A 23897-nucleotide genomic window follows, 5' to 3' on the forward strand; every position below is an offset into this window, starting at 1 on the left:
CTCACAACTCCCTTACCGAAAGCAGCGGTTCGGCGTCTCCCCAGTCCACGACGGGGCCCACCTGGCACAGCAGCAGCGGGCCGAGCTGGCAGTGCCCGCAGTGCCCTGTCGCACAGCGCATGTTGCGCTCCAGCGAGACCCGGATGCGGTCGCGGGGGACACCGCGCTCGGTGAGTTCGCGGGAGGTGGCCCGGATCATGGGCTCCGGCCCGCACACGAACGCCCAGGCGTTGTCCGGCTCGAAATACGCGCGCCCCAACAGCTGGGTGACCACGCCGACGTCCCCGCGCCAGCCGTCATCGGGCCGGTCGACCGTCACCCCGGTGAAAGCCGTGGGCCAGCTCTCCACCTCCTGCCGGGCGATGAGGTCGCTCGGAGTGCGCGCACCGACGAGGACGTCGACGCGGCGGTACGCCTCCGGCTCGGCCAGCGCGCTCAGGATCAGCGGCCGCAGCGGGGCGAGACCGATGCCGCCGGCCACGACCACCACGTCACCGCCGCGGGCCCGTTCCAGCTCCCAGGTGTTGCCGTACGGACCACGCATTCCGACGACCTCGCCGACCCGCGCCGAGCACAGCCCGTCGGAGACCGCGCCCACGGAGCGGATCGTGTGCGCGAGACCGCCCGTGGCCTGGACGGAGCTCACCGACAGGGGGATCTCGCCGCGGCCGAAGGAGTGCACCATCGCGAACTGACCCGGTGCGAAGTCGGGCAGAGCGGCGCCGACCGGTTCGAGGCACAGCGTGACGGTGTCCGCGGTCTCCGGCCGGCGTGCGACCACGCGATGGGGGACCGGCACGGCGGTCATCGTGCTTCCTTCGTCTCGTGGATGCCGTACAGGTCGACCAGCCGGGTGCGTGCGGCGTTCAGACGGTGGGCGAGCACCCGGCCGACCCAGTGCTCGACGGCGCGTCCGAACTCGGGGTCGTTCAGGCACATCAGCCGGACGGCGACGGCGTCGAACTCGTGGGCGCGCAGGGCGGTCAGGGTTCCGGCACCCAACTGCCAGACGTACGGCTCGTACAGCCAGGACCAGCCGACGAGGTCGCCGACGCCGAGTGTCTCGATGACGGGCGGACGGCGACCGGGCACATGCATGTCGAGGGCGGTCGTGCCGTCCCGGATGATCCAGAAGCGGTCGGCGTGCCCGCCCTCCTCGAACAGGCGGGTGCCCGGCCGGAACCGGACCTCACGGCCGACCCGGAGCAGCCGCTCGCGGTGCTCGACGGGCAGCGCGTGGTTCATGCGCAGGGCGATCGAGGGAGGCATCAGTCCGTCTCCGTTCCGGGAGCCGTGTGCTCAGCCCGTTCGGCGTCCAGGGCGGCGACTTCCTCCGTGATGTCGATGCCGACCGGGCACCAGGTGATGCAGCGACCACAGCCGACGCATCCCGTCGTGTCGAACTGGTCGTGCCAGGTCGACAGCTTGTGGGTGAGCCACTGCCGGTAGCGTCCGCGGGGCGAGGGGCGGACCGGGCCGCCGTGCAGATGGGAGAAGTCCAGGTCGAAGCAGGAGTCCCAGCGCTGCCAGCGCTCGGTGTGGTCACCGGTGAGGTCGGTGATCTCCTCGGTGGTGGTGCAGAAGCAGGTCGGGCAGACCATCGTGCAGTTGCCGCACGTCAGGCAGCGGGCGGCGACGTCGTCCCAACGCTCGGCGTCGAGGCTCGCGCCCATGAGGTCACGCAGGTCCACCGGGGGCAGGGCGCGGCCCATGCGGTCGCGGGCGGCGTCCACCGTGGCGCGTGCGGTGGCTTCGGTGTCCGGGTCGGCGGTGCGGTGCGGCAACTGCTCCAGCAGTTCGGCACCCTGCTCGCTGCCGGCGCGCACGAGGAAACGGTGACCGGCCTCGTCGATCACCTCGGTCAGCGCCAGGTCGTATCCGGGGTCGGCCGCCGGGCCGCCTCCCGTGGAGATGCAGAAGCAGGTGGCACCGGGTTCGGTGCACTCCGCGACGATCAGGAACGCCTTGGCGCGGCGCCCGCCGTACCCGGAGTCCTCGTACCGCCCGCCGGTGAGGACCCGGTCCTGGATGGCGATGGCCCGCAGGTCGCAGGGGCGGACACCGAGGAAGGCGTACGACGGCGGATCCGGCTCGTGCGGGGTGAAGCGGATGTCCCCGTCCGCTGTCCGGTCGGCGCTCCACAGCTTCTCCCGCGCGGGATGCAGATAGGACTTCCACGACTGCGGCCCGGCGCTGTGTGCGAAGGCGGCTCCGTCCTCGCGACGGACCAGCCGGTAGTGTCCGGCTTCCAGTTCGACGCCCCAGCCGTAGGGGAGAGCGTCCGCCGTGGTCAGCTCGGCCAGCACGATCGCGCCGTCCCGCACCGTCGGCCCGACCACGGTCCTGCCCGCTGCCGTCAGCGCCGCGACCAGGGCGTCGAGGCCGTCCCGGTCGAGCACGGCCGGGGCTGCGGTGGCGGTCATGACGGTCCTCCTTGTCCGGGCGGCTCCGTTCTTCTCCATCATCAGGTTGCGACTGCGGGGAGCGCCTGCGGGAGGGGCCGACCGGCCCTGGTCGGGAGCCGACCGGATCCCTCGACGCCGAGCCGATCAGGGCGCGGGTCGGCCAAGGCGGGCGGAGCGTCACGGCAGTGGTTCGCCCAGCTCACCCTCGACGGCTCCCGCCATCGCGCGCAGCACCCCGAGCGTCCGCTGTGCCTCCGCCTCGTCGACCTGGGTGATCGCGAAGCCGACGTGCACGATGACGTACGACCCGACGCCGGCCCCGGGTGTGCAGCTCAGACAGACCTCGCGTCGGATGCCGCCGAAGTCGACCATCGCCATGCGCAGTCCGGCGTCGTCGTGGATCTCCAGGACCCGGCCGGGAATCCCCAGACACATACGCGTTCACCCCTTCCCGGCCAGCCGTGCGGCCGCGACCGCCGTCTGGCCGTAGCTGATGCCGCCGTCCCCGACCGGAACCTGACCGCCGACCAGCACCCGCAGTCCCTGCGCGCGCAGCCTGCCCTTCACCTCGGTCAGCAGCCGCCGGTTGACGAAGCAGCCGCCGCCCAGGCACACCGTGCGCGGCGCACCCTCGGCCACGGCCCGCGCGACGAGTTCGGCGGTGACCGTCGCGAGCGTCTGATGGAAGGCCGCCGCGAGCCGTGCCACCGGCTCCCCGTCCAGCTGCCGTCCCAGCAGATCGGCCAGGGTCGGCGTCGGGTCGTACACCCACAGCCCCTGCGCCCGTACCACCCGATGGGCGAGCGGCACGGCATGCTCGTCCCCCGCAGTCGCCTCCAGCCGGACGGCCGCCTCGCCCTCGTAGGTCACCCGGCCGGCGAGTCCGAGCAGCGCGGCCGCGGTGTCGAAGAGCCGGCCCGCGCTCGACGCGCGCGGGCAATTGACGTTCCGCGCGATCATGGCGCGCAGGGTGGTGACCTCCGCCGGGTCGAGCCGGTCGGTGAACGGCCGGACCAGCCATGGATACGGTCGCGGGCAGCCCAGCACCTCGCCGCCCAGCAGATGGCCCAGGGCGGTCCGGGAGGGGTGGCGTACCGCCGCGTCGCCGCCGGGCAGGGGCGCGGTGGCGAACCTGCCCACGCGGCGGTAGCCCCGCAGATCGGCGACCAGGACCTCGCCTCCCCACAGCGTGCCGTCGTCGCCCAGTCCCAGCCCGTCGTAGGCGACCCCGAGGAACCGGCCCCGCACCCCGTGCTCGGCCGCGCAGGCAGCGACGTGCGCGTGGTGGTGCTGCACCGGGATACGGCGCAGCGGCTGCGCCTCGGCCCATCGGGTGGAGAGATAGCCGGGGTGGAGGTCATGGGCCACGACCTCCGGCTCGATGCCCGTGAGTGCCTTGAGGTGTGCGTACGACGCCGTGAACGCCTCGTACGTCGGCTGGTCGGCCAGGTCCCCGGTGTGCGGCCCGACGTGGGCCCGGCCGTCGGCGGCCAGGGTGAACGTGTGCTTCAGCTGGGCTCCGGCCCCCGCGACAGGCTGCCGTACCGCCAGCGGCAGCGGGGCGGGAGCGAGGCCGCGCGCCCGGCGTACGGTGATCCGCGTCCGTCCGGTGAACTGCACCACGGAGTCGTCGTACCGGGACCGGATGGGCCGGTCGTGGGTGAGGAAGCCGTCCGCCACGGTGGCGAGAGTGCCGCGCGCCTCCTCGTCGTCGACGGCGATCGGCTGGTCGCTGAGGTTGCCGCTGGTGACCACGAGCGGCCGGGCGAGCTCGTCGAGGAGGAGGGCGTGCAGACCGGTGGTGGGCAGAAAGAGGCCGACCCGGGTGAGGCCGGGGTGGACTTCGGGAGCGAGGGGAGCCGTTCGACCGTGCCACCGGCGCCGACCGAGCAGCACGACGGGCCGCTCCGGAGAAGCCAGTGCCCGGCGTTCGCCCGCGCCGATCCGCGTCAGCCGCGCGGCCGCCCCGACATCGCGCACCATCACCGCGAACGGCTTCGCCGGACGGCGCTTGCGGCGCCGCAGCTCCGCCACGGCCGCCGCGTCGCCCGCGTCGCACACGAGCTGATAGCCCCCCAGCCCTTTCAGCGCGACGATTCCACCCGTGCCGATGGTCCGCACCGCGGCCCGCAGCGCCCGCTCACCGCGCATCTCCGCCCAGACCAACCGGGGCCCGCACACGGGGCAGGCGACCGGTTCGGCGTGGAAGCGCCGGTCGTCGGGGTCGGCGTACTCGGCCGCGCAGGCGGCGCACAGCGGGAACCGGCGCATGGTCGTGCGGACCCGGTCGTACGGCAGGTTCTCGATGATCGTGGCGCGCGGACCGCAGTCGGTGCAGTTGATGAACGGGTACCGGTAGCGGCGGTCGAGCGGGTCGCGCAGTTCGCTCAGGCAGGCGTCGCAGATCGCGGCGTCCGGCGGGATCTCGCGGGATGCCGCGTCCGGTCCACCGAGGGCACTGTGCAGTACGTGGAAGCCGGCGGCGCGGGGCGACTGCCGCTCGACACCGGTCAGCCGGACGCGGCGCACCTTGGCGAGGGACGGGGCGCCGGTGCGCAGCCGGGCGGCGAACTCCTCGATCGCGTGCGTCGGCCCGACGACCTCGCCCTCCACATGCCCGTCGACGTTGGCCACCCAGCCGTCCAGGCCGAACTCGGCCGCCGTGCGGTAGACGAAGGGCCGGAAGCCGACGCCTTGCACGATGCCTTCGACGTGGAAGCGCCGCGCGGTCATGACGATCCCCCGGCTGCGCTGTCCGCGTGGCGTGCGATCTCCTTCTCGACGGCCTCCACGAGGGGCTCCACCGCCCCCGCGACGGCGGGGGACAGACCGGTGCCCAGCTCGCTCTCGGCGCCCTCGACCGCGTACACGAGCAACCGCTCGGGCAGCAGCCCCAGCACCCTCGCCAGTTCGACGGCCTCCCCCAGGCCCAGACCGTGAGAGCTCGTGGACGAAGGCTGCGCCAGGACCCCGGCGTCGAGTGCCAGGCGGTGCACGCGGCCCGGGGCGCCCGGGTGCGCGTGGGCCGCGTCGACGACCACCGCGAGCCGAGCACCTTGCCACAGGTCGATCAGCCGACCGGGTTCGCCGTCGCAGGTCGCGAGTTCGGTGTCCGGCGGCAACGGCCGGGTCTCGGCCCGCTCGCGCAGACGGGCGAGCACGGCCCAGCCCACCCCGTCGTCGCGCCGGAACTCGTTCCCGACGCCGATGACGGTGATCCGACCGCGGGTCCTCATGACTTCACCGTGGGCCGTGGCCGCTGTGCGCCGCATGGGCCGAAGGGCCCCGCCCGCGGGGCCGAACATCCCCGGCCGCCGTACCGTCGGCCGACCACCACGAGACCGCAGTTCCCGGAGGCGTGGGCGAGCGCCACCTCCGGGGAGAGCAGGACGGCGTCCTCCATGGCATGGACCTCCGGATACGTGCCGCGCCACGGCCGCAACGCGTCCGACAGATGCTGCACCTCGTCGTCCTCCCAGATCGCGCGATCCTCTCCGAGGAGGGGAAGGGCCGCTCCGCCGCCCGGACCGGCAGCCTCCGGGCGGGTACGGCGTGGGGCCGTGCGCCACGCAGCCGCGCCGTCTCGAAGGCGAGGGTGACCGTGCCCCCCGCCGGGCCGCGGGCGTCGAGGCCGAGGGCCACGCCGTCGCACCGGTCGGGCGATCCTTCGCCGGCCAGGGCGCCGGGGACGAGCAGCACGGGCCGCTCGCCCGCCCGGACCAGGGCGTCGGCGGTCTATCCCACGGGAATCCGGGGGTGACTGCCCTCGCCGCGCAGACCGAGCACCAGCAGTTCCGCATCCTCCGCCACCGTGCGCAGGACCGCCACCGGAGCCCCGGTGAGACAGGACCGCCACCGGGGCCCCGGTGAGATGCGGGCCGCGGGCCCGCGAAGCCGGAGGCCGGTCGGTGAGTCCGGCGGCCAACCGGGACGCCACCGCTTCGGGACGGCAGGGCGGAAGTCGGCGCATCAGGGAACGAGAGATCATCACCGGCGTCGGCCGGTCGGCGCGCCCGCCACGGCATGGCCCTGCGCGCACGGGGTCGAACGGGCCGGTTCGCGGTCCTGGCGGCCCCTGGCAGTCGTCAGGGCACGGCGGGACGGTGGCATCAGGAACAGACCGACCACAGGAGGTGAGCACCATGCTTGCGCCCGTCATCGCCGGAGTCGACGGATCCGCCGAGAGTCTCGCCGCCGCCGAGTGGGCAGCGCGCGAGGCGGTGCGCCGGAACCGGCCACTGCGTCTGGTACATGCCTGGAACCGGCACCCCCGCCAGGGGGCCGGCGAACCGGCGACGGCAGCTCAGCGGTATCTGGCCCGGCGCGCTCTGCGCCAGGCCGAGGACCGCATCCGGCGTACGTGCCCGGGAGTCAAACTCGACGACGAGCAGATCGACGGACCGGCGACCACCGCGCTCCTCCAGGCCGCCGACGCTGCCGACCTGCTCGTCCTCGGCTCTCGGGGGCTGAGCGGCTTCACCGGGTTCCTGGTCGGTTCGGTCGCCCTGGGAGTGGTGGCACGCACCACCACGCCGGTCGTCCTCGTCCGGGCAGGGGAAGAAGCGTCGGACGAACACCTGCCGGCCGGCGACGGCGGCCCGTCCACCGGTACCGGCTACCGGGACGTCGTCCTGGGCATCGACCTCGGCGACCCCTGCGACGAGGTGATCGAGTTCGCCTTCGAGGCGGCGCGAGTGCGGGAAGCGCGCCTGCATGTCGTGCACGCCTGGCAGACACCGTCCCCGCTGGGGCTCGGCCCCGGCGACATCGGACTGGTGAACGGCCCGGAACAGGCCGAGGAATGGCTCGGCTTCCTCACCGCCGTCCTGAAGGGCTGGCGGGACAAGTACCCCGAGGTCGAAGTCGCCGAGACCGTGACCGAGGGGCGCGCTCAGTCCGTCCTGGTCCGCGCCGCCACCGGGGCGAGCCTCCTCGTGGTCGGCCGCCGCATGACGGACCGCCCCACGGGCCCCCACACCGGACCAGTCACCCACGCCGCCATCCATCACGTCGGCTGCCCTGTGGCTGTCGTCCCCCACGCGTGAGTGGCCGGGGGTGCCGTCGCGCGCCGGGAAGCAGTCCCACGGCGTGGTCGGAAGCTGACCGCCGCGTCGTCGGTACACGGCCGCGAGGGAGGGGTGGTGGTGAGTCAGGCCGGGATGGCTCCGTGCGGGACGAGGAGCGGTGGGCGGACACTGAGGCGGTACCGGCGAGGCAGGGCCGCCCGGGAACGTGCCGACCGCCCCCGGTCCCCTGTTCCCTTCCGACGGATCATGTGGTCTTGCGGCGCCACTGCGGTCCGGTCTGCTCCCACTCCCTGCCCCACTGCTCGTATCGCCGTTGGTCGAGCCGCCACCTCACCGTCCGGCCCCGTAGACGGGACAGGAAGGTGACACCGGGAACTGCGCCGCGGCAGGGGCCGAACAGGAGACGTCGTGGGGTCGTTCGGGGCCGTTCTCTCGCGTGCAGGGGGCCGTTCGGCCTCGGCCGCGGCACGGGACGTGCCACGAGCCGGCGGGCGGCCCCCTCAGGTCCGTCCGGCACCCGGCTGGGGACCATCGGCCCCTCTCCGAGGTGCTCTCGGTGGCTCAACATCGAAGGACGGCATCACCCGTTGCGAGTCAAGCGGGGGAGGAGAACATCATGGAGCCGACGACGCTCGACGCCTCCGTCCTGGAAGGCTGCATCTCGGCCGCGATCGCCGCGCCCTCGATCTTCAACACGCAGCCGTGGCGGTACCGCCTGGACCCCGAGACCGTCACGCTCCAGGTCCGTGCGGCTCCCGAGCGAGGCCTGCGCCACGTGGATCCCGCGGGTCGTGCCCTGCACCTGTCGGTAGGTGCGGCCGTGCTCAACCTCCGTGTCGCGGTTACCCATTTCGGCTGGACTCCCGTCACCCGCCTGCTGCCGGCACCGGAGGACCCCGAACTGCTCGCCACCGTCCGGCTGACCGCCCCCACGGCCCGCACGGCCTGCGCCTACCGCACCGACCTGTACCCCGCGATCCGGCACCGGCACAGCAGTCGGTTCCCCTTCTCCGGGAGGCCGCTGCCTTCGCAGGTGCGCTCCGAACTGTCCGAGGCCGCCCACCTGGAGGGAGCCCGGCTCACCTTCCCCGCGCCGGAGGACGTGCTGCGGCTGCTGCGGCTGACCGCCGAGGCCGAGCGGCGCAACCGGAACGACCCCGATCGGCGTGACGAGAGCCGCCGGTGGATCCGTCACGACGCCGACGGACAGGTCGACGTCGGGCTGCCGGAGAGTGCGCTCGGGCCGCAGGACGCCCACGAACGAGTCCCACTGCGGGACTTCACCGCAGAGCGCCGTCCCGAACGGCTCGTCTCCCAGCCGTTCGAGGCCGAGCCGGTCGTCGCGGTGCTCAGCACCCAGCACGACCGCCGGGCCGACTGGCTGCGGGCAGGGCAGGCTCTGGAGCACGTCCTGCTCCTCGCGACGGTGCATGGCGTACGCACCTCGCTGCTGCACCAGGCGGTGGAGTGGCCGGACCTGCGGCGGACGTTGGGCGGCACCGCGGGTTTCGCCGGGCATGGCCAGATGCTGATCAGGCTGGGGTACGGACCGGAAGGGCCTGCGACTCCTCGCCGGACTGTGGAACGAGTGTTCGACTCCGGGGTGCGGGAACGGTAGGGCGGCCGGCGCGCCGAGCACAGCTCGAGGTGCCAAGGGGCGAACTGGTCCCACAGGGACAGTCGTCGTTCACGGCGCCAGGCGGTCACGACGTGAAAGATCGGTGTCCGGAGCGTGGTCGCCGACGTCGTCGACCCGGTATTCCAAGTCCTCGGTCACCTCCACCACCCCGTCGACGCTGCGGCACAGCCTCACGGCCACGGGGATCATGCTCCTTCGCTCCACGATGCCGCGCAGCGTGACCCGGCTGTCGACGACGTGCGCGGTCACGGCGTCGGGCGCGATCCCCAGCGTCCGTATCAGTACGTCTCCGGTGATCTCCTCGCGGACGGCACGGTCCCCACGCAGGAACACCCGCAGCAGGTCGGCACGGCTGATCACGCCGATCAACCGGCCCGCGTCGTCCACCACAGGCAGCCGCTTGACTCCGCCCCGCTCCATGGCGCGGGCCGCCTCGACGACCGTCCATTCCGGGCGAGCGGTGACGGCCGGACTGGTCATCAGTCCTTCCGCCGTGGTCGCCTCCGCTTTGTCCCGGTCGGCGGGCTGCGGGTGCAGCGTGGGCAGCAGCCAATCGGCGTCGAGCCGAGCCGCCTCTTTGCGGAGCAGATCGGCCTCCGAGACCACGCCTACCGGCCGGTCTGCGTCGTCAACCACCGGAACCGCGGTGATCCCGTGCTCCGCGAGCAGCTTGGCGATGTCCGCGAAGGCCGCGTCCTGGCGCACGTTCACGACGTCCGTCGTCATCAGCTCTCCTACGGTGCGATGCCGCATGTGTCCCGCCTCCTTCGACGTAGTTCCTCACTCTCCACGGTCCGCCACGCCGTCCCGTCCCGCATGGGCCGGTCGGGCCCGACTGCGCGAACCGGCCCGTTCAGCCCGGCACGCTTGGTCGAGCAGCACGGAGAGAGCGGCTCGCCCGGACGGGAGACGCGCTCCGGGCGACTCGGCCGTGGAGGTCTTCGTGCGCAGGGAACCGGAGCCGGTCACCGGGCGTGAACGCCTGGCGGGCGCACCGTCCACGAAGTGGATCTCGCGGCCGGATCCGAGCCCGGTTCGATCGTCCGACGGAGCGAGCGGCGCCATCAGGGCGAAGATCGCGCCGCTGCCCGCGCCGGGCGCGGACCCCGGGGAAAGGCGGAGCCCGGTGAAAGGGAGGCGGCGGTGCCGATCGGGGCCGCCGCCGACGGGGTGAGCCACCGCACGACAGCGCCGGTGAGCACGACGGTCTGGGACCCGCCGAGCACGCACATGGGGCTGACCTGGTCCGACACCCGGCCGCCTGCCGGGAGCGTCACGCAGCAGCAGCGGGCCACCACGATGCCCGGCCGACCACCACCACCGGCACCGCCACCAGGAAGGCGAAACCGATGCCGGCCCGATCGGGCCGTGTCCGGCCGTCGGCCGGGGTGACGCCGGGCCCTGCCGTGGTGCACCGTGGTCAGTGACAGGAGTGCACGGGCCGTCGGCGCTGGAGGAGGCTGTGATGTCCGAGCGACAGTCCGAACCACCGGGTCCCCAGGATGTGACCGACCTGGTCGGTTACGCGGTTCGTGCCCCCTCCATGCACAACGCGCAGCCCTGGTCGTTCCGCTTTCTCGCCGGCGAGCACCAGTTGCACCTGCGGGCCGATCTCGCGCGTGCCATGCCCCGGGCGGACCCCCGCCACCGTGCCCTGCACATCGGCTGCGGAGCGGCGCTGTTCAACCTTCGTGTGGCCGCCGCACACGCGGGATTCGCCGCCGAGGTCCGGGTGCTGCCCGACCCCGCGGATCCGCTGCTTCTGGCTGTCGTCGGTCTGCAGGCAGGGCCCGCCCGCACGGCGCCGGTGAGCGACCTGGTCCGGCTGCATCCGGCGGTCGGGCGCCGGCACACCAGCCGCAACCCCTTCTCCGACAAGGACCTGCCTGAGCCAATACGGCAGCTGCTGCGCGAGGCGGCCGCGGGCGAGGGGGCGCAGCTGCTGTTCACCGACCCCTGGCACGCCGACTTCATGCTGAAGCTGGTGCGTGACGCGGAGAGCCGCGACGGCCTGGACCCTTCGAACCGCGAGGAGTTGGAACGCTGGACCCGCCTCGGAACCGAGGCGGAGACCGCTGTGGACGGTGTTCCCGAGTACGCCTTCGGGCCGCGTCCGAGCGAGGGCAGAGCGGCTTGGCGCGACTTCGCCGGACGAAGGCAGGTGGCCGACCCTGTTACCACCGCCTTCGAACACACGCCCCACCTGGCGCTGCTGGGGACACGTGGAGACCGGCCGGCCGACTGGCTGCGCGCGGGCCAGGCCCTGCAACGTGTCCTGCTCGAAGCGACTCTGGCCGACCTGGCCACGTCCCTGAGTTCCCACGCGCTGGAGAGTTCCGACCTGCGCGAGCTGACACGCGATCCCCTCAGCGGCATGGGCCACGTCCAGATGGTGCTGCGGCTGGGCTACGGCCCACAGGGGCCTGCCACCCCTCGCCGCTCCGTCCAAGACGTCCTGGAGATCGCGTGATCACTCGACGCGGCACGTGGCTGCTGCAGCCGGTGCCCGTGCCGCTGTGACCGTCCTTGCCGATCGATCCGATCACGTGGGGCAGGAGCAGGAGCAGGAGCAGGAGCAGGGGCAGGGGCAGGGGCTGGGGGCGAAGGCAAAGGCCACGTACCTGGGGCGAGCGCGCCCCGAGGACCTGCCCAACGCCCGGTCGGGCCGCGGCGGCAGGGACCATCGGGCCCTGCGCCCGGGCCGTACGGGGCACCGTCGGGCTCCCTACGGCCCTGCCCCCGGCCGGCTTGCGGGACGAACATCGAAAGGGAAGGCGTCCGGGCGAAAACGCGGACGCGTCGTACGGCGCATGCGGAGGCACTGATGACGACGGCGGCCCGACAAGGCATGGTGGAGACAGAGGCATCCGTGTCCGCCTGGCGCGGTTTCACGGGTCAACGCTGGCGCGACGCGATCGACGTACGCGACTTCATCCAGGCCAACTACACACCCTACGAAGGCGACCCCGGCTTCCTGACCGGACCGACCGAACGTACCCGGACCGTGTGGGACAAGGTCAGCGCCCTGTTCCCCGAGGAGCGGCGGCGCGGCATCCTGGACGTGGACGCCGCCACCCCGTCGACGATCACCTCGCATCTGCCCGGTTACATCGACCGGGACCGCGAACTGATCGTCGGCCTGCAGACCGACGCACCGCTGAGGCGGGCGATCATGCCGAACGGCGGCCTGCGGATGGTCGAGAACGGCCTGAACGCGTACGGCTACGAGCCCGACCCCTTCGTCACGCGCGTCTTCGGCAGCTGTCGCAAGACCCACAACGACGGTGTCTTCGACGCCTACACCCCCCAGATGCGTGCCGCACGCAAGGCCGGCATCATCACCGGGCTGCCGGACGCCTACGGCCGGGGCCGGATCATCGGGGACTACCGGCGCGTCGCGCTGTACGGCACCGACCGGCTGACCGCGGCCAAGCGCGCCGAGAAGGCCCGCCTGGACGCACAGCCCTCCTCGGCGGACGTCATCCGTGACCGCGAAGAGCTGGCCGAGCAGCTCCGCGCCCTCGGGGAGCTCGCCGAGATGGCCGCCTCCTACGGCTGCGACGTCACCCGCCCCGCCGCCACGGCCCACGAGGCCGTGCAATGGCTCTACCTCGGCTTCCTGGCCGCGGTGAAGGAGCAGAACGGCGCCGCGATGTCCCTGGGCCGCACGTCCACGTTCCTGGACGTGTACCTCCAGCGTGACCTGGACGAAGGCGTCCTTGACGAGGTCCGCGCCCAGGAGCTCGTCGACGACTTCGTCATCAAGCTGCGCATCGTACGGTTCCTGCGCACTCCCGAGTACGACGCGCTCTTCTCCGGCGACCCGACCTGGGTGACGGAGTCCATCGGCGGCATCGGCGCGGACGGCCGCCCGCTGGTCACCCGCACCTCCTTCCGTTTCCTGCAGACCCTCTACAACCTCGGCCCGGCCCCCGAGCCCAACCTGACGGTCCTGTGGTCGCCGCGGCTGCCGGAGGGCTTCAAGCGGTTCTGCGCGCAGGTCTCCATCGACACCAGCGCCATCCAGTACGAGTCCGACGAGCTGATGCGCCCGCGCACCGGCGACGACACCGCGATCGCCTGCTGCGTCTCGGCGATGGCAGTGGGCAAGCAGATGCAGTTCTTCGGAGCGCGCGTCAATCTGGCCAAAGCGCTGCTGTACGCGATCAACGGCGGCCGGGACGAGATGACCGGCGAGCAGATCGCGCCCGAGGCACCCGCGCTGACCCGTGAGTACCTGGACTACGAGCAGCTGCGGGCGGCGTACGACCACATGCTGGACTGGCTGGCCGCCACGTACGTCAACGCGCTGAACGTCATCCACTACATGCACGACAAGTACGCCTACGAGCGCATCGAGATGGCCCTCCACGACCACCCGGTGCACCGCTTCATGGCATGCGGCATCGCCGGCCTCTCGGTGGCGGCGGACAGCCTCTCAGCCGTCAGGCACGCCCGTGTGAAGGTCATCCGGGACGCGACCGGCCTGGCTGTCGACTACGAGATCGAGGGCGAGTACCCGGCGTACGGCAACAACGACGACCGGGCCGACGCCATCGCGGCCGACCTGGTGGAGTCGTTCATGGCGAAGGTGCGCCGGCACCCCACGTACCGGGACGCCGAACACACCCAGTCGGTGCTGACGATCACCTCCAACGTCGTGTACGGCAAGCACACCGGGAACACCCCCGACGGCCGCCGCGCCGGACAGCCCTTCGCCCCCGGCGCCAACCCGATGAACGGCCGTGACCGGCACGGGGTGGCCGCCTCGGCGCTCTCGGTGGCCAAGCTTCCCTACGAGCAGGCCCGTGACGGAATCTCCCTGACCACGACGATCACCCCCGAAGGGCTGGGTCATGATCCGGCCGAGCGCCCGGACCACCTGGTCGGCATCCTCGACGCGTACACGGCCTCCGACGGCTTCCACATGAACGTGAACGTCCTGAACCGGGCGACGCTCGAAGACGCCATGGAACACCCGGAGAAGTACCCGGAGCTGACGGTCCGGGTGTCCGGGTACGCCGTCAACTTCGTCCGTCTGACGCGCGAGCAGCAACTCGACGTGGTCAGCCGCACCTTCCACGAGTCCCGATGAATGCCACCGGCCGGATCCACTCCTGGGACCTGTCCACCGGCGTGGACGGTCCCGGAACCCGGTTCGCCCTCTTCGTCAGCGGCTGCCCGCTGCGCTGCCTGTACTGCGCCAACCCCGACACCTGGCACATGCGGGACGGCAAGGAGGCAACGGTCGACGAGGTGCTGGCGGAGATCGACAAGTACCGGTCCTTCGTCACGACCGCCGGGGGAGGGGTGACACTCACGGGCGGGGAACCGCTGCTCCAGCCCGCCTTCACCGGCGAGATCCTGCGCCGGTGCAGACAGAGCGGACTGCACACGGCCCTCGACACCTCCGGTTTCCTCGGCGCCCGCGCGACCGACGAACTCCTCGCCGACACCGACCTGGTGCTGCTGGACATCAAGTCCTTCGACATCGGCACGTACAGGAGGCTGACCGGCGGCGAACTCGCCCCCACGCTCAGCTTCGCCACCCGCCTCGACCGCCTCGGCGTTCCCGTGTGGATTCGTTACGTCCTCGTTCCGGGCTGGACCGACGACCCGGAGGCCGTGGCCGGCCTGGCCGGCTTTGTGGCGGGGCTCGGAAACGTCGACCGCGTGGACGTCCTGCCCTTCCACAGACTCGGCGCCCACAAGTACGAAGCCCTCGGGATCCCGTTCCCGCTTCGCGACACCCCTGTGCCGGATCCCGGCCTCACCGAGCGGGTGCGCGAACAGTTCCGGGAGCGCGGGCTCAGGGCGCTCTGAGCACCCTGACCGGGACGCTCCGCGCACCCGGACGGGCGGCCGCGGACGACTGGCTGTTCATGCTCGGCCTCCTCGGTGTCGGTCCCGCCCCGATCACGGGCACCGGCCTGGACGCCGCGGCCCGGCGAGCCGCGGACCTGCGCGTGGTCCACGGCTGGAGTCCGCCGCCGTACCACTACGGCCACCCCGGTGCCCTCGACCCCGCCTGTGGCCCTCAGTAGAGGGAAGGCGGCCATGACGTGGCCACGGCGACGATGACACCCATGTCCAGCAGAATCCCGACCGTGAGCCACGGGTCGAACCAGACGGCTTTGAGGGCGAGCCCGCTCGCGGCCGCGACGATCGCCGCGGTGGGCCACCAGCCGGCGCCCGCCACCGCCCCGGCGCCGGCCACGGCGTACAGCAGCGCGGTGTACCAGGCGAGGGCCAGCGCCGTGGCCCTCGCCGGGGCGGCAGCGACATGGGCCGAGGACAGGACCCACGAGTGGCCGGGGTCGAAGGGGCCCGGCCTGTCGGGCTGCACGGGCGCCGTCCACACACCGGGGTGCAGCAGGCCGTGCAGCACAAGAAACGTCGCCACCAGGAACGTGGTCATCTACGGCTCCTCCCGGCCGGTGGGTTCCAGGCCTCCCATGTCGAGACGGAACGGCGGGTAGGCGTCCGTCATCAGGGCGGCGTACGCCACCACTCGCACACACCAGCGGTCGAGACCGAGGACGAGGGCGAACAGATCCCTCGGGTACTTCTCCGTGAACGCCATGATCACGGCGGCGATCACCGTCAGGACGGCGACGAGACCGCCCGTCCACCAGCCGAGGTGGACGCCGCCCAGGAAGAAGCCGATCACGATGTAGTGGGGGACGGCGAGGAGCCACCACTTCACCAGCACCAGGCCGCGGGACAGGTGCTCGGGGTAGGTGACGTCCAGCCGTGTCGGGTACCCGGGCTCCTCACCCAGGCTGAACGGCGGATAGCGGTCGGTGCCCAGCGCGCTGTACGAGTAGTAGGCGACCCGCCAGCTCCAGCGCAGCACACCCAGATTGAAGTCGAACAGCGGGCGTGGGTAGCGCTCGGTGAACAGGATCGAGAAGAACGCGATCACGCTGACCACGACGAAGGCGATCCAGAGGAAGAACAGCACCACGAAGTGCGGGATGACCAGGATCCACTTCACCAGCCACAGCCACCGGGACAGCGGGGCGTCGAGCACCGCGTTCAGCCGGACGGGGCGGTCGGGGACTTGCAGCAGGGCCGTCATGGGCTATCAGCTCCTTGGCCTGCGAGGGTCTTCAAGGTCAGTCTGTGCGCCGCCGGCGACTGTCACGAGGGCCGGGTGGGGTCCTCCTCAGGGACCGTCGGACCCTCCGTCGCGGGGGTGAGACGGATGCCCGAGAGCAGGTCCGGACGGATACGGACCGCATAGTCCATCGTGTGCTGCACCCAGGGACGCAGCAGCGACTGATAGCGGGCCAGTTCCTCCGGGTCGGTGACCAGACGGGCGTAGCCAGTGGCCACGACGCTCCATCCGACATGGGTGTCCGGGTCGATCGCGTCGGCCTCGTAGGCGACGACGACCCCTTCGCCGCCGGCTCGGCGCGTGTGCGCGGTCAGGGACGCTCCCTCATGGGTGCGGATCACGATGTCACCGTCGACCAGGACGTGGTTGACCGGCCGGATCGTCGGCAGGGCGTGCCGGGTGAACACGATCCTGCCCACGGACACGCTGCCGAGCAGGCGCATCGCCTCCGCGGCGTCGAGCTCGACGCTGTGGCGCGGGCCGGCCTCGATCGCCTGGCCGTCGGTGGTTGCCATGGTGTGTTCCGTACGGATCGGTGGTTGGTCGTCGGGTGCTGTCGACCGGGGAGCGTGCGGGATGCACTGGACTCCATCGAACGGCGGCTGATCGTGTCGTGCCAGGGCCGTTCGGCCCCTTCTGCTGTCCTGATCGGCCCAATCCGCTCCTGCGCTCAGCTCTCCGGTGCTTCGCCGCCGGACGGGTCCGCCCCTGTGTAGTACGCCGCCCGCATGAGCTGCTGCATGTCGTCGAGCATCGGCATCCGTGGGTTGGCCGGGGCGCACTGGTCCTCGTAGGCGGACAGGGCCTGCCGGGGAAGAGCGTCGAGGAACGTCCGCTCGTCCACGCCGAGGGCCTGGAAGGACGGCTCGATGCCGACCGCGTCGCGGAGCCGTTCCACCGCGACGGCGAGGGACTCGACGCCCTGCGCAGGGGTGGCTGCGGGCAGGCCGAGGCTGCGGGCGATGTCCTGGAAGCGCTCGGGAGCGCGGTAGTGCTCGTACCTGGGCCAGCCGGTGAGCTTTGTCGGAATGGTGCCGTTGTAGCGGATGACGTGGGGGAGCAGGACCGCGTTGGTGCGTCCGTGCGCGAGGTGGAAGGCGGCTCCCAGGGTGTGGGACATGGCGTGGACGATGCCGAGGAAGGCGTTGCCGAAGGCCATGCCGGCGATGGTGCCCGCGTTGTGCATCTTCTCGCGCGCCACGGAGCTCTGCGCCCGGTCGTTCACGGCCGCTGGGAGGTTGTCGAAGACGAGCCGGATGGCGTGCAGGGCGGGCCCGTCGGTGAAATCGTTCGCATAGACGGACACGTACGCCTCGATGGCGTGGGTGAGGGCGTCGAAGCCGCTGTCGGCGGCCAGGGCCGGCGGCAGGTCGGCGGTGAGCAGCGGGTCGACGATGGCCACACTGGGGGTGAGCGCGTAGTCCGCCAGAGGGTACTTCCTGCCGGTCGCCGGGTCGGATATGACGGCGAACGGGGTGACCTCGGCGCCGGTTCCCGAGGTGGTGGGGATGCACACGAGACGGGCGTGAGAACCGAGCTGAGGGAAGCGGAAGGCCCGCTTGCGTATGTCGGAGAACTTCTGCCGCATGTCGGCGAAGTCGATGTCCGGCTGCTCGTACAGCAGCCACATCACCTTGGCCGCGTCCATCGGCGACCCGCCGCCCAGCGCGATGATGGTGTCGGGCCGGAACTCACGCATCAGGTCTGCGCCGTGCTGGACGGAATCGATGCTCGGCTCGGGCAGGACGTTGTCGATGATCTGCAGGGTCACCGGTTCCGGGCGGCGCTGGAGGACCCTGCTGACGCGGTCGACGAAGCCGAGGCGGGTCATGACGGCGTCGGTGACGACGGTGACGCGGTGGACGTCGGGCATGGACTGCAGATACCGGATCGCCTGCGGCTCGAAGTAGATCTTCGGCGGGACCTTGAACCACTGAAGGTTGTTCTGGCGGGTGCCGATCCGCTTGATGTTCAGCAGGTTGGCGGCCGAGACGTTGTTGGAGACCGAGGTGCTGCCCCAGGATCCGCAGCCCAGGGTGAGCGAAGGCAGCAGGCCGTTGTAGATGCCGCCGATGGCGCCCTGGGAGGACGGGGCGTTGACGATGACACGCACCGTCTTCATGCGCTGTCCGTACGCCTCGGCGAGCGCCCGGTCCCCGGCGTGGATGACGGAGCTGTGGCCCTGGCCGTGGAAGTCGACCATGTCGGCGGCCAGGTCGAACCCCTCCTGCTCGGAGCGGGCCCGGAGCACGGCGAGGACCGGGCACAGCTTCTCGCGGGTGAGCGGCTCGTCCGGGCCGACCCGGGTGGCCTCGACGAGGATGACCGACGTGTCGGCCGGAACCCTGAAACCGGCCTGTTCGGCGATCCACGCCGGGCTCCGACCGACGGCCGCCGCGTTGACCTTGGGCTCACATCCCTCGTTCGAGGCGCCCAAGGGGAAGAGGAACGCCTCCAGCTTCGACTTCTCCTGCGGGGTGGCCAGGTGGGCGTGCAGGGTGCGGAACTCGGAGAGGGCCGCGTCGTAGATCTCGACGTCCAGGATGACGGCCTGCTCGGAAGCGCAGATCATGCCGTTGTCGAACGACTTGGACAGCACCAGGTCGTTGATGGCACGGCGCAGGTCGGCGCTCCTGTGCACATACGCGGGGACATTGCCGGCACCGACGCCGAGCGCGGGCTTGCCGGCCGAGTAGGCGGCCTTGACCATGGCGTTGCCGCCGGTGGCGAGGATCAGCGAGACGCCGGGGTGGTGCATCAAAGTGCGGGTGGCCTCCACGGAGGGACTCTCGATCCACTGCACGCAGTGCTCGGGTGCGCCGGCCGCCACGGCCGCGTCGCGCACGATACGGGCCGCCTCCGCGCTGCATCGCTGGGCGGAGGGGTGGAAGGCGAAGACGACCGGGTTGCGGGTCTTCAGGGCCATCAGCGCTTTGAAGATCGTCGTGGAGGTCGGGTTGGTGACCGGGGTGATCGCGCACACCACGCCGACGGGCTCGGCGATCTCGACGATGCCCTCGATGCCGTCGCGGGCGACCACGCCGACGGTCTTCATCCTGCCCATGCTGTGCGTGACGTGCTCGCACGCGAACATGTTCTTGGCGGCCTTGTCCTCGAACAGTCCCCGTCCGGTCTCCTCCACGGCGAGCAGGGCGAGCTCGGTGTGCCGGTCCAGCGCGGCCACCGATGCCTTGTTGACGATGTGGTCGATCTGCTGCTGGTCCAGCGACTCGTAGTCGGCCAGGGCCTTCAACCCCTGGGTGACCAGCCGGTCCACGGCGATGGCGGCCTCGGACGGCCCCGTGTCGAGGGCGGTGGATCGGGCCCGGTCGTCCTGTCCGGTCATGGTGAGTACGTCTCTCCGTCGTTGAGTTGGGTGGTAAGCGCCCGAGGAGTACACGGGTGCCGGGTTCAGCGCTCCGGCAGCCAGTAGTGCTCGATCCTGCGTGAGGGGTGCCTCTCGGGCGGTCGTGTGTCGTCGACGCGGAAGGTGAGGCTGTTGACCACGCCCACGACTCCGTCGATGCGCCAAGTCATCCGGATCACCAGCGGAATGTCGGTGCGCCGTTCCAGCCGGCCTTCCAGAGTGACCATCCCGTCGGTCACCGCGACGATCACGGTGTGCGGCGGCAGGGACAGGGAACGGGTCAGGACCTCGTCGATCACGTCCTGGCGGATCTCGTCGTCCGTGCGCAGGAAGACTCGCAGGAGGTCACGGCGGGTGGCGATGCCGATGAGCCGGTCCTCTTCGTCCACGACCGGCAGGCGCTCGATGTGATGGCGCTCCATCAGGCGTGCGGCGTCGGCGACGCGCTGTTCCGGATGCACGGTGATCGCCGGCGTCGACATCAACTGCTCCGCCGTATCGGCGTGCGCCCCGGCGGCCGTGGCGCGGGCGGCGCGGCGCACGGGACCGATTCGCAACCGCCGTTTCGTGCCCGGTTCGGACGGGGCCGCCGCCTGCCGTCGCACGAGGTCGGTCTCCGAGACCACCCCGATGACCTTGTCGTCCTGGTCCACGACCGGCAGTCCGCTGATCCGGTGCTCGTCCAGCAGGCGTGCCAGGTCCTTGAACGAGGTCTCGCGGCGAGCGTGCACGACCTCAGCGGTCATCACCTCGCCGACCGTGCGCGTCTTCACGGCAACTCCTTCGTGCTGGGACCGGGATGCGGCTCAGGGCCGCCGGGCCGTTCCGCCGCCGCGCCACGGTGGTGCGACCGCCCTGTGATCCGTGCCGCCCCGGACCGCCTGCTCCAACTGCTCGCGCAGCCGGTCCTGCAGCCGGTCGGCCAGTTCCCGGCCCGTGGCCTCGCGCGCGTGGACGATCACCACGGCATGCCCCGCGCGGACCTCGGCCACGGCACTCCATGGCTGTTCGGCACGGTGCGCCGCCGCGCGGTCGATCCTGACCTCGCCGGTGAGCGCCGGCATTCCCGGATGGTCGGCGACCGCCCGGATCCGGTCCCGTGCGTAGGCGAGGATCTCCGCGCTCACGTCGCCGCTCCGCGCGCGCACCAGCACGCCGCCGGTGTCGTGTTCACCGTTGCCTGTGTGAGTCATGTGATGGACCTCTTCGCTGAGTCGGGCGGGTTGCCCCGCTGCTTCGGTGGGCCGGCTGCTCACCGGGTGTCGCCGGCGTCCGCCCCGTCGAGTGCGGCCCGTCCCGCCTCGAGCCGGGCGACCGGGACGCGGAACGGCGAGCAGGAGACGTAGTCGAGGCCCGCCGAGTGGAAGAAATGGACCGAGGCGGGGTCGCCGCCGTGCTCGCCGCAGACGCCGATCTTCAGGTCGGGCCGTGCAAGCCGCCCCTCGGCGACGGCGATCTCGACCAGGCGGCCCACGCCCTCGCGGTCGATCGTCTCGAACGGGGAGACCTTGAAGATGCCCTTGTCGAGGTAGGCGGAGAAGAACGCGGCCTCCACGTCGTCGCGGGAGAAGCCCCAGGTGGTCTGGGTGAGATCATTGGTGCCGAAGGAGAAGAACTCCGCTTCCCGCGCGATCGAGTCCGCCGTCAGGGCGGCCCGGGGCAGTTCGATCATGGTGCCGACCGGGCAGTCGACGGGGATGCCGGAGGACGCGGCGACCTCGGCCAGTACCCGCTCGACCTCCCGGCGTACGAGTCGTAGTTCCTCGACCGTGTCGATCAGCGGCACCATGATCTCCGCCCGCGGTTCGCCGCCGGCCCTCCTGCGCTCCACGACAGCCTCGGCGACGGCCCGTACCTGCATGGCCACCAGGCCCGGCGCCACCAGGCCCAGCCGCACCCCGCGCAGACCGAGCATCGGGTTCTCCTCGTGCATGCGGTTGACCGCGTCGAGGAGTTCGGCGTCGTGCGCGTCCGGCGGGTTGCCGCGGGCTTCTGCGGTCGCGATGCGTACGGCCAGTTCGGTGCGGTCGGGCAGGAACTCGTGCAGCGGCGGATCCAGGAGGCGGATGGTGACCGGCAGGCCGTCCATCGCCTCAAGGATGCCGACGAAGTCCTGCCGCTGGAGCGGGAGCAGGGCCTCCAGCGCGCGGCTGCGGTCGGCGTCCGAGCGGGCCAGGATCATGGCCTCGACCAGTCGGCGACGGTCGCCCAGGAACATGTGCTCGGTGCGGCACAGGCCGATGCCCTCGGCGCCGAACCGGCGGGCACGCGCCGCGTCCTCGGGTGTGTCGGCATTGGCCCGCACGCCCAGTCGCCGCGTGCCGTCGGCGTGTTCGAGAGCGCGGGCCACCGCGTCGACCAGACCCTCGGACCGTGCACCGGTCTCGAAGTACCGCATCACCGAGGAGTCCACCAGGGGCGCGGCCCCGAGGTACACGGCGCCTTCGGAGCCGTCCACGGAGATGAGTGTGCCCTCCTGGACCGTCGTGCCGTTCGTGGTGAAGCGGCGGGCCCGGGTGTCGACGGCGAGCGCCTCCGCTCCGCAGACACACACCTTGCCCATCCCGCGGGCGACCACGGCCGCGTGGCTGGTCTTGCCACCACGGCTGGTCAGCACGGCCTGGGCGGCGACCATGCCGGGGAGGTCGTCGGGGGTGGTCTCCTGCCGTACGAGGATCACCTTCTCGCCGGCCGTGGCACGGCGCACGGCCTCGGCCGAGTCGAAGACCGCGGCCCCCACCGCGGCGCCGGGTGAGGCCGGAAGGCCGTGCGCGAGTGCCGAGCCGACCGCGTCGGTGTCGAAGCGCGGGAACATCAGCCGTGCCAGTCCGTCCCCGCTCACCCGGGCGAGCCCCTCGTCGGGGGTGATGAGTTCCTCGTCCGTCAGTTCGGCGGCGATGGTGAACGCGGCCTCGGCGGTGCGCTTGCCGACGCGGGTCTGCAGCATCCACAACGTGCCGCGTTCGACGGTGAACTCGATGTCGCACAGGTCGCGATAGTGGGTCTCCAACAGGCCCATGTGGTCGCGCAGTTGGACGTACGCCTCGGGGTTCGCATGGTTCAGTTCGTCCAGCCCGACGGTGTTGCGGATGCCGGCGACCACGTCCTCGCCCTGCGCGTTGGGCAGGTAGTCGCCGTACAGCCCCCGGCGGCCGGTGGCCGGGTCACGGGTGAAGGCGACGCCGCTGCCGGAGTCCGGGCCGAGGTTGCCGAAGACCATCCTCTGCACGTTGACAGCCGTGCCGAGGTCGTCGCGGATGCCCTCGCGTCGCCGGTAGAGCCGTGCACGTTCACCGTTCCAGGACTCGAAGACCGCCCGGATCGCCCGCTGCAACTGCTCGGCCGGGCTCTGCGGGAAGTAGTCGCCGGTCTCCTGGTGGATGAGGTCCTTGTACGCCTCGACCAGCGTGGCCAGGTCGTTCGCGTCCAGCTGGAGGTCGTCGGCCGCTCCTCGGGCCTCCCTGAGCCGGACCAATACGCTCTCGAAGCGTTCGCTGTCGACGCCCATCACGGTGCTGCCGAACATCTGCACGAGGCGACGGTAGGAGTCCCAGGCGAAGCGCTCGTTCCCGGAGACCTTGGCGAGGCCCGGGACGGACTCGTCGTTCAGGCCGATGTCGAGGATCGTCTCCATCATGCCCGGCATGGAGAAGCGGGCTCCGGAGCGGACCGAGACAAGCAGCGGATCGTCCGGCTGCCCGAGTCGCCGTCCCGCGGCCCGCTCCAGGACGCTCAGGTGCGCGGAGACCTCGCGGGCCAGCCCCTCGGGCTCGGTGCCGGTGGCCAGGAAGGCTCGGCATGCCTCAGTGGTGATCGTGAACCCCGGCGGTACGGGCAGCCCCAGCCTGGTCATCTCGGCGAGGTTGGCACCCTTGCCACCGAGCAGATGGGCCATCTCCCGGCCGCCCTCGGTGAAGTCGTACACGTGGTCCGTCATGGCGGTGTGCCCTTCCTTCCGCGTGCCGGGCCGGAGCCGGGTCACATCTCGACGACGATGCGTGCTGTGACCTGGCCCCGGAGTACTCCGTCGATGCACTCGGGTGCTCCCGGGACGTGCCGGAGACGTCTGAGCCGTCACGCTCAAAGGTTCCTACGTGCCCTCGTACGGACGGCAGGTCCCGTACGTCCTCGGGGCGTGGGCCGGTCGGCCCTGCGTCTTCTCGGCCCCGCTCGGCGGCACGTCGGTGGCCATGTCATGCCGCTGCCGGACAGTCAGGGCCGATCGGCCCTGGCCCATCGGCCCGGCAGGGCGCAGGATCAGAGGCGGATGACAGCCTTGTGCTGCTCATCCGGCCCAATCGGGCGGCAGACGGCACAGGTTCGAGAACAGGAGCAACAC

20 protein-coding genes are annotated in these 23897 nt (G+C 71.6%); 6 read left to right on the plus strand and 14 right to left on the minus strand.

Translation table 11 applies throughout. The annotated features are described in order from the left end of the window. Position 1 precedes the first annotated feature (1 nt). The 6 genes from AC3ETA_RS13935 to AC3ETA_RS13960 all read right to left on the minus strand — a co-directional run bounded on the left by AC3ETA_RS13935 (position 2) and on the right by AC3ETA_RS13960 (position 5641). On the minus strand, positions 2-808 hold the full coding sequence (locus tag AC3ETA_RS13935) for an FAD/NAD(P)-binding protein (protein WP_432193188.1): 807 nt from the start codon (positions 806-808) through the stop codon (positions 2-4). Next, positions 805-1269 carry a Crp/Fnr family transcriptional regulator gene (locus AC3ETA_RS13940; RefSeq protein WP_432193189.1) on the minus strand — a complete coding sequence of 155 codons (465 nt, stop codon included), beginning with the start codon at positions 1267-1269 and terminating at the stop codon, positions 805-807. The genes AC3ETA_RS13935 and AC3ETA_RS13940 overlap by 4 nt, the downstream gene beginning before the upstream one ends. After that, positions 1269-2423: a 4Fe-4S dicluster domain-containing protein gene (locus tag AC3ETA_RS13945; protein WP_432193190.1), complete on the minus strand. Its 1155-nt coding sequence runs from the start codon at positions 2421-2423 to the stop codon at positions 1269-1271. The genes AC3ETA_RS13940 and AC3ETA_RS13945 overlap by 1 nt, the downstream gene beginning before the upstream one ends. Positions 2424-2582: 159 nt before the next feature. Then, the gene (locus AC3ETA_RS13950; protein WP_432193191.1) at positions 2583-2840 is read right to left on the minus strand and encodes a HypC/HybG/HupF family hydrogenase formation chaperone; all 258 of its coding nucleotides are present in this window, start codon (positions 2838-2840) and stop codon (positions 2583-2585) included. A gap of 6 nt (positions 2841-2846) precedes the next feature. Beyond that, the gene (hypF, locus tag AC3ETA_RS13955) at positions 2847-5138 is read right to left on the minus strand and encodes a carbamoyltransferase HypF (RefSeq protein ID WP_432193192.1); all 2292 of its coding nucleotides are present in this window, start codon (positions 5136-5138) and stop codon (positions 2847-2849) included. Continuing rightward, complete coding sequence (locus AC3ETA_RS13960; RefSeq protein ID WP_432193193.1) at positions 5135-5641, minus strand: hydrogenase maturation protease; 507 nt, start codon at positions 5639-5641, stop codon at positions 5135-5137. The genes hypF and AC3ETA_RS13960 overlap by 4 nt, the downstream gene beginning before the upstream one ends. 906 nt (positions 5642-6547) lie before the next feature. Between AC3ETA_RS13960 and AC3ETA_RS13965 the strand changes: the two genes are divergently transcribed. Both AC3ETA_RS13965 and AC3ETA_RS13970 read left to right on the plus strand, forming a co-directional pair. After that, entirely contained in the window at positions 6548-7450 is a 903-nt protein-coding gene (locus tag AC3ETA_RS13965; protein ID WP_432193194.1) for a universal stress protein, read from the plus strand. Between the two features lie 598 nt (positions 7451-8048). Further along, positions 8049-9050 (plus strand): Acg family FMN-binding oxidoreductase, encoded by a 1002-nt coding sequence (locus AC3ETA_RS13970; RefSeq protein ID WP_432193195.1) that lies wholly within the window; start codon positions 8049-8051, stop codon positions 9048-9050. Positions 9051-9119: 69 nt separating this feature from the next. Here the strand turns inward: AC3ETA_RS13970 and AC3ETA_RS13975 are convergent, their stop codons facing one another. Continuing rightward, on the minus strand, positions 9120-9824 hold the full coding sequence (locus AC3ETA_RS13975; RefSeq protein WP_432193196.1) for a CBS domain-containing protein: 705 nt from the start codon (positions 9822-9824) through the stop codon (positions 9120-9122). A 712-nt stretch (positions 9825-10536) separates the two neighbouring features. On the opposite strand from AC3ETA_RS13975, the gene AC3ETA_RS13980 reads away from it, so the two are divergent. From AC3ETA_RS13980 to AC3ETA_RS13995, 4 genes are all read left to right on the plus strand, one after another. After that, a complete protein-coding gene (locus AC3ETA_RS13980) occupies positions 10537-11541 on the plus strand; it encodes an Acg family FMN-binding oxidoreductase (protein ID WP_432193197.1) in 1005 nt (334 codons plus the stop codon). Positions 11542-11895: 354 nt separating this feature from the next. Beyond that, positions 11896-14166 carry a formate C-acetyltransferase gene (pflB, locus tag AC3ETA_RS13985; protein ID WP_432193198.1) on the plus strand — a complete coding sequence of 757 codons (2271 nt, stop codon included), beginning with the start codon at positions 11896-11898 and terminating at the stop codon, positions 14164-14166. Beyond that, positions 14163-14894 carry a pyruvate formate-lyase-activating protein gene (pflA, locus tag AC3ETA_RS13990; protein ID WP_432193199.1) on the plus strand — a complete coding sequence of 244 codons (732 nt, stop codon included), beginning with the start codon at positions 14163-14165 and terminating at the stop codon, positions 14892-14894. Before pflB ends, pflA begins: the two co-directional genes overlap by 4 nt. Positions 14895-14953: 59 nt before the next feature. Then, positions 14954-15115: a hypothetical protein gene (locus AC3ETA_RS13995; protein ID WP_432193200.1), complete on the plus strand. Its 162-nt coding sequence runs from the start codon at positions 14954-14956 to the stop codon at positions 15113-15115. Here the strand turns inward: AC3ETA_RS13995 and AC3ETA_RS14000 are convergent. The 7 genes from AC3ETA_RS14000 to ppdK form a co-directional block, all read right to left on the minus strand. Continuing rightward, positions 15109-15489, minus strand: coding sequence for a hypothetical protein (locus AC3ETA_RS14000; protein ID WP_432193201.1), 381 nt, complete (start codon positions 15487-15489; stop codon positions 15109-15111). The two genes, AC3ETA_RS13995 and AC3ETA_RS14000, sit on opposite strands and share 7 nt — an antisense overlap. Next, positions 15490-16152: a DUF4389 domain-containing protein gene (locus AC3ETA_RS14005; RefSeq protein ID WP_432193202.1), complete on the minus strand. Its 663-nt coding sequence runs from the start codon at positions 16150-16152 to the stop codon at positions 15490-15492. It abuts the gene before it with no gap. 62 nt (positions 16153-16214) lie between these two features. Further along, positions 16215-16706 carry a pyridoxamine 5'-phosphate oxidase family protein gene (locus AC3ETA_RS14010; protein ID WP_432193203.1) on the minus strand — a complete coding sequence of 164 codons (492 nt, stop codon included), beginning with the start codon at positions 16704-16706 and terminating at the stop codon, positions 16215-16217. 155 nt (positions 16707-16861) lie between these two features. Continuing rightward, positions 16862-19537 carry a bifunctional acetaldehyde-CoA/alcohol dehydrogenase gene (gene adhE, locus AC3ETA_RS14015; protein ID WP_432193204.1) on the minus strand — a complete coding sequence of 892 codons (2676 nt, stop codon included), beginning with the start codon at positions 19535-19537 and terminating at the stop codon, positions 16862-16864. Positions 19538-19602: 65 nt separating this feature from the next. Beyond that, positions 19603-20331 carry a CBS domain-containing protein gene (locus tag AC3ETA_RS14020; RefSeq protein ID WP_432193205.1) on the minus strand — a complete coding sequence of 243 codons (729 nt, stop codon included), beginning with the start codon at positions 20329-20331 and terminating at the stop codon, positions 19603-19605. A 33-nt stretch (positions 20332-20364) separates the two neighbouring features. Then, the gene (locus AC3ETA_RS14025; RefSeq protein ID WP_432193206.1) at positions 20365-20751 is read right to left on the minus strand and encodes a hypothetical protein; all 387 of its coding nucleotides are present in this window, start codon (positions 20749-20751) and stop codon (positions 20365-20367) included. A 59-nt stretch (positions 20752-20810) separates the two neighbouring features. Then, a complete protein-coding gene (ppdK, locus tag AC3ETA_RS14030; RefSeq protein ID WP_432193207.1) occupies positions 20811-23495 on the minus strand; it encodes a pyruvate, phosphate dikinase in 2685 nt (894 codons plus the stop codon). Positions 23496-23897: the final 402 nt, after the last annotated feature.

Source organism: Streptomyces sp. bgisy027, from assembly GCF_057710365.1.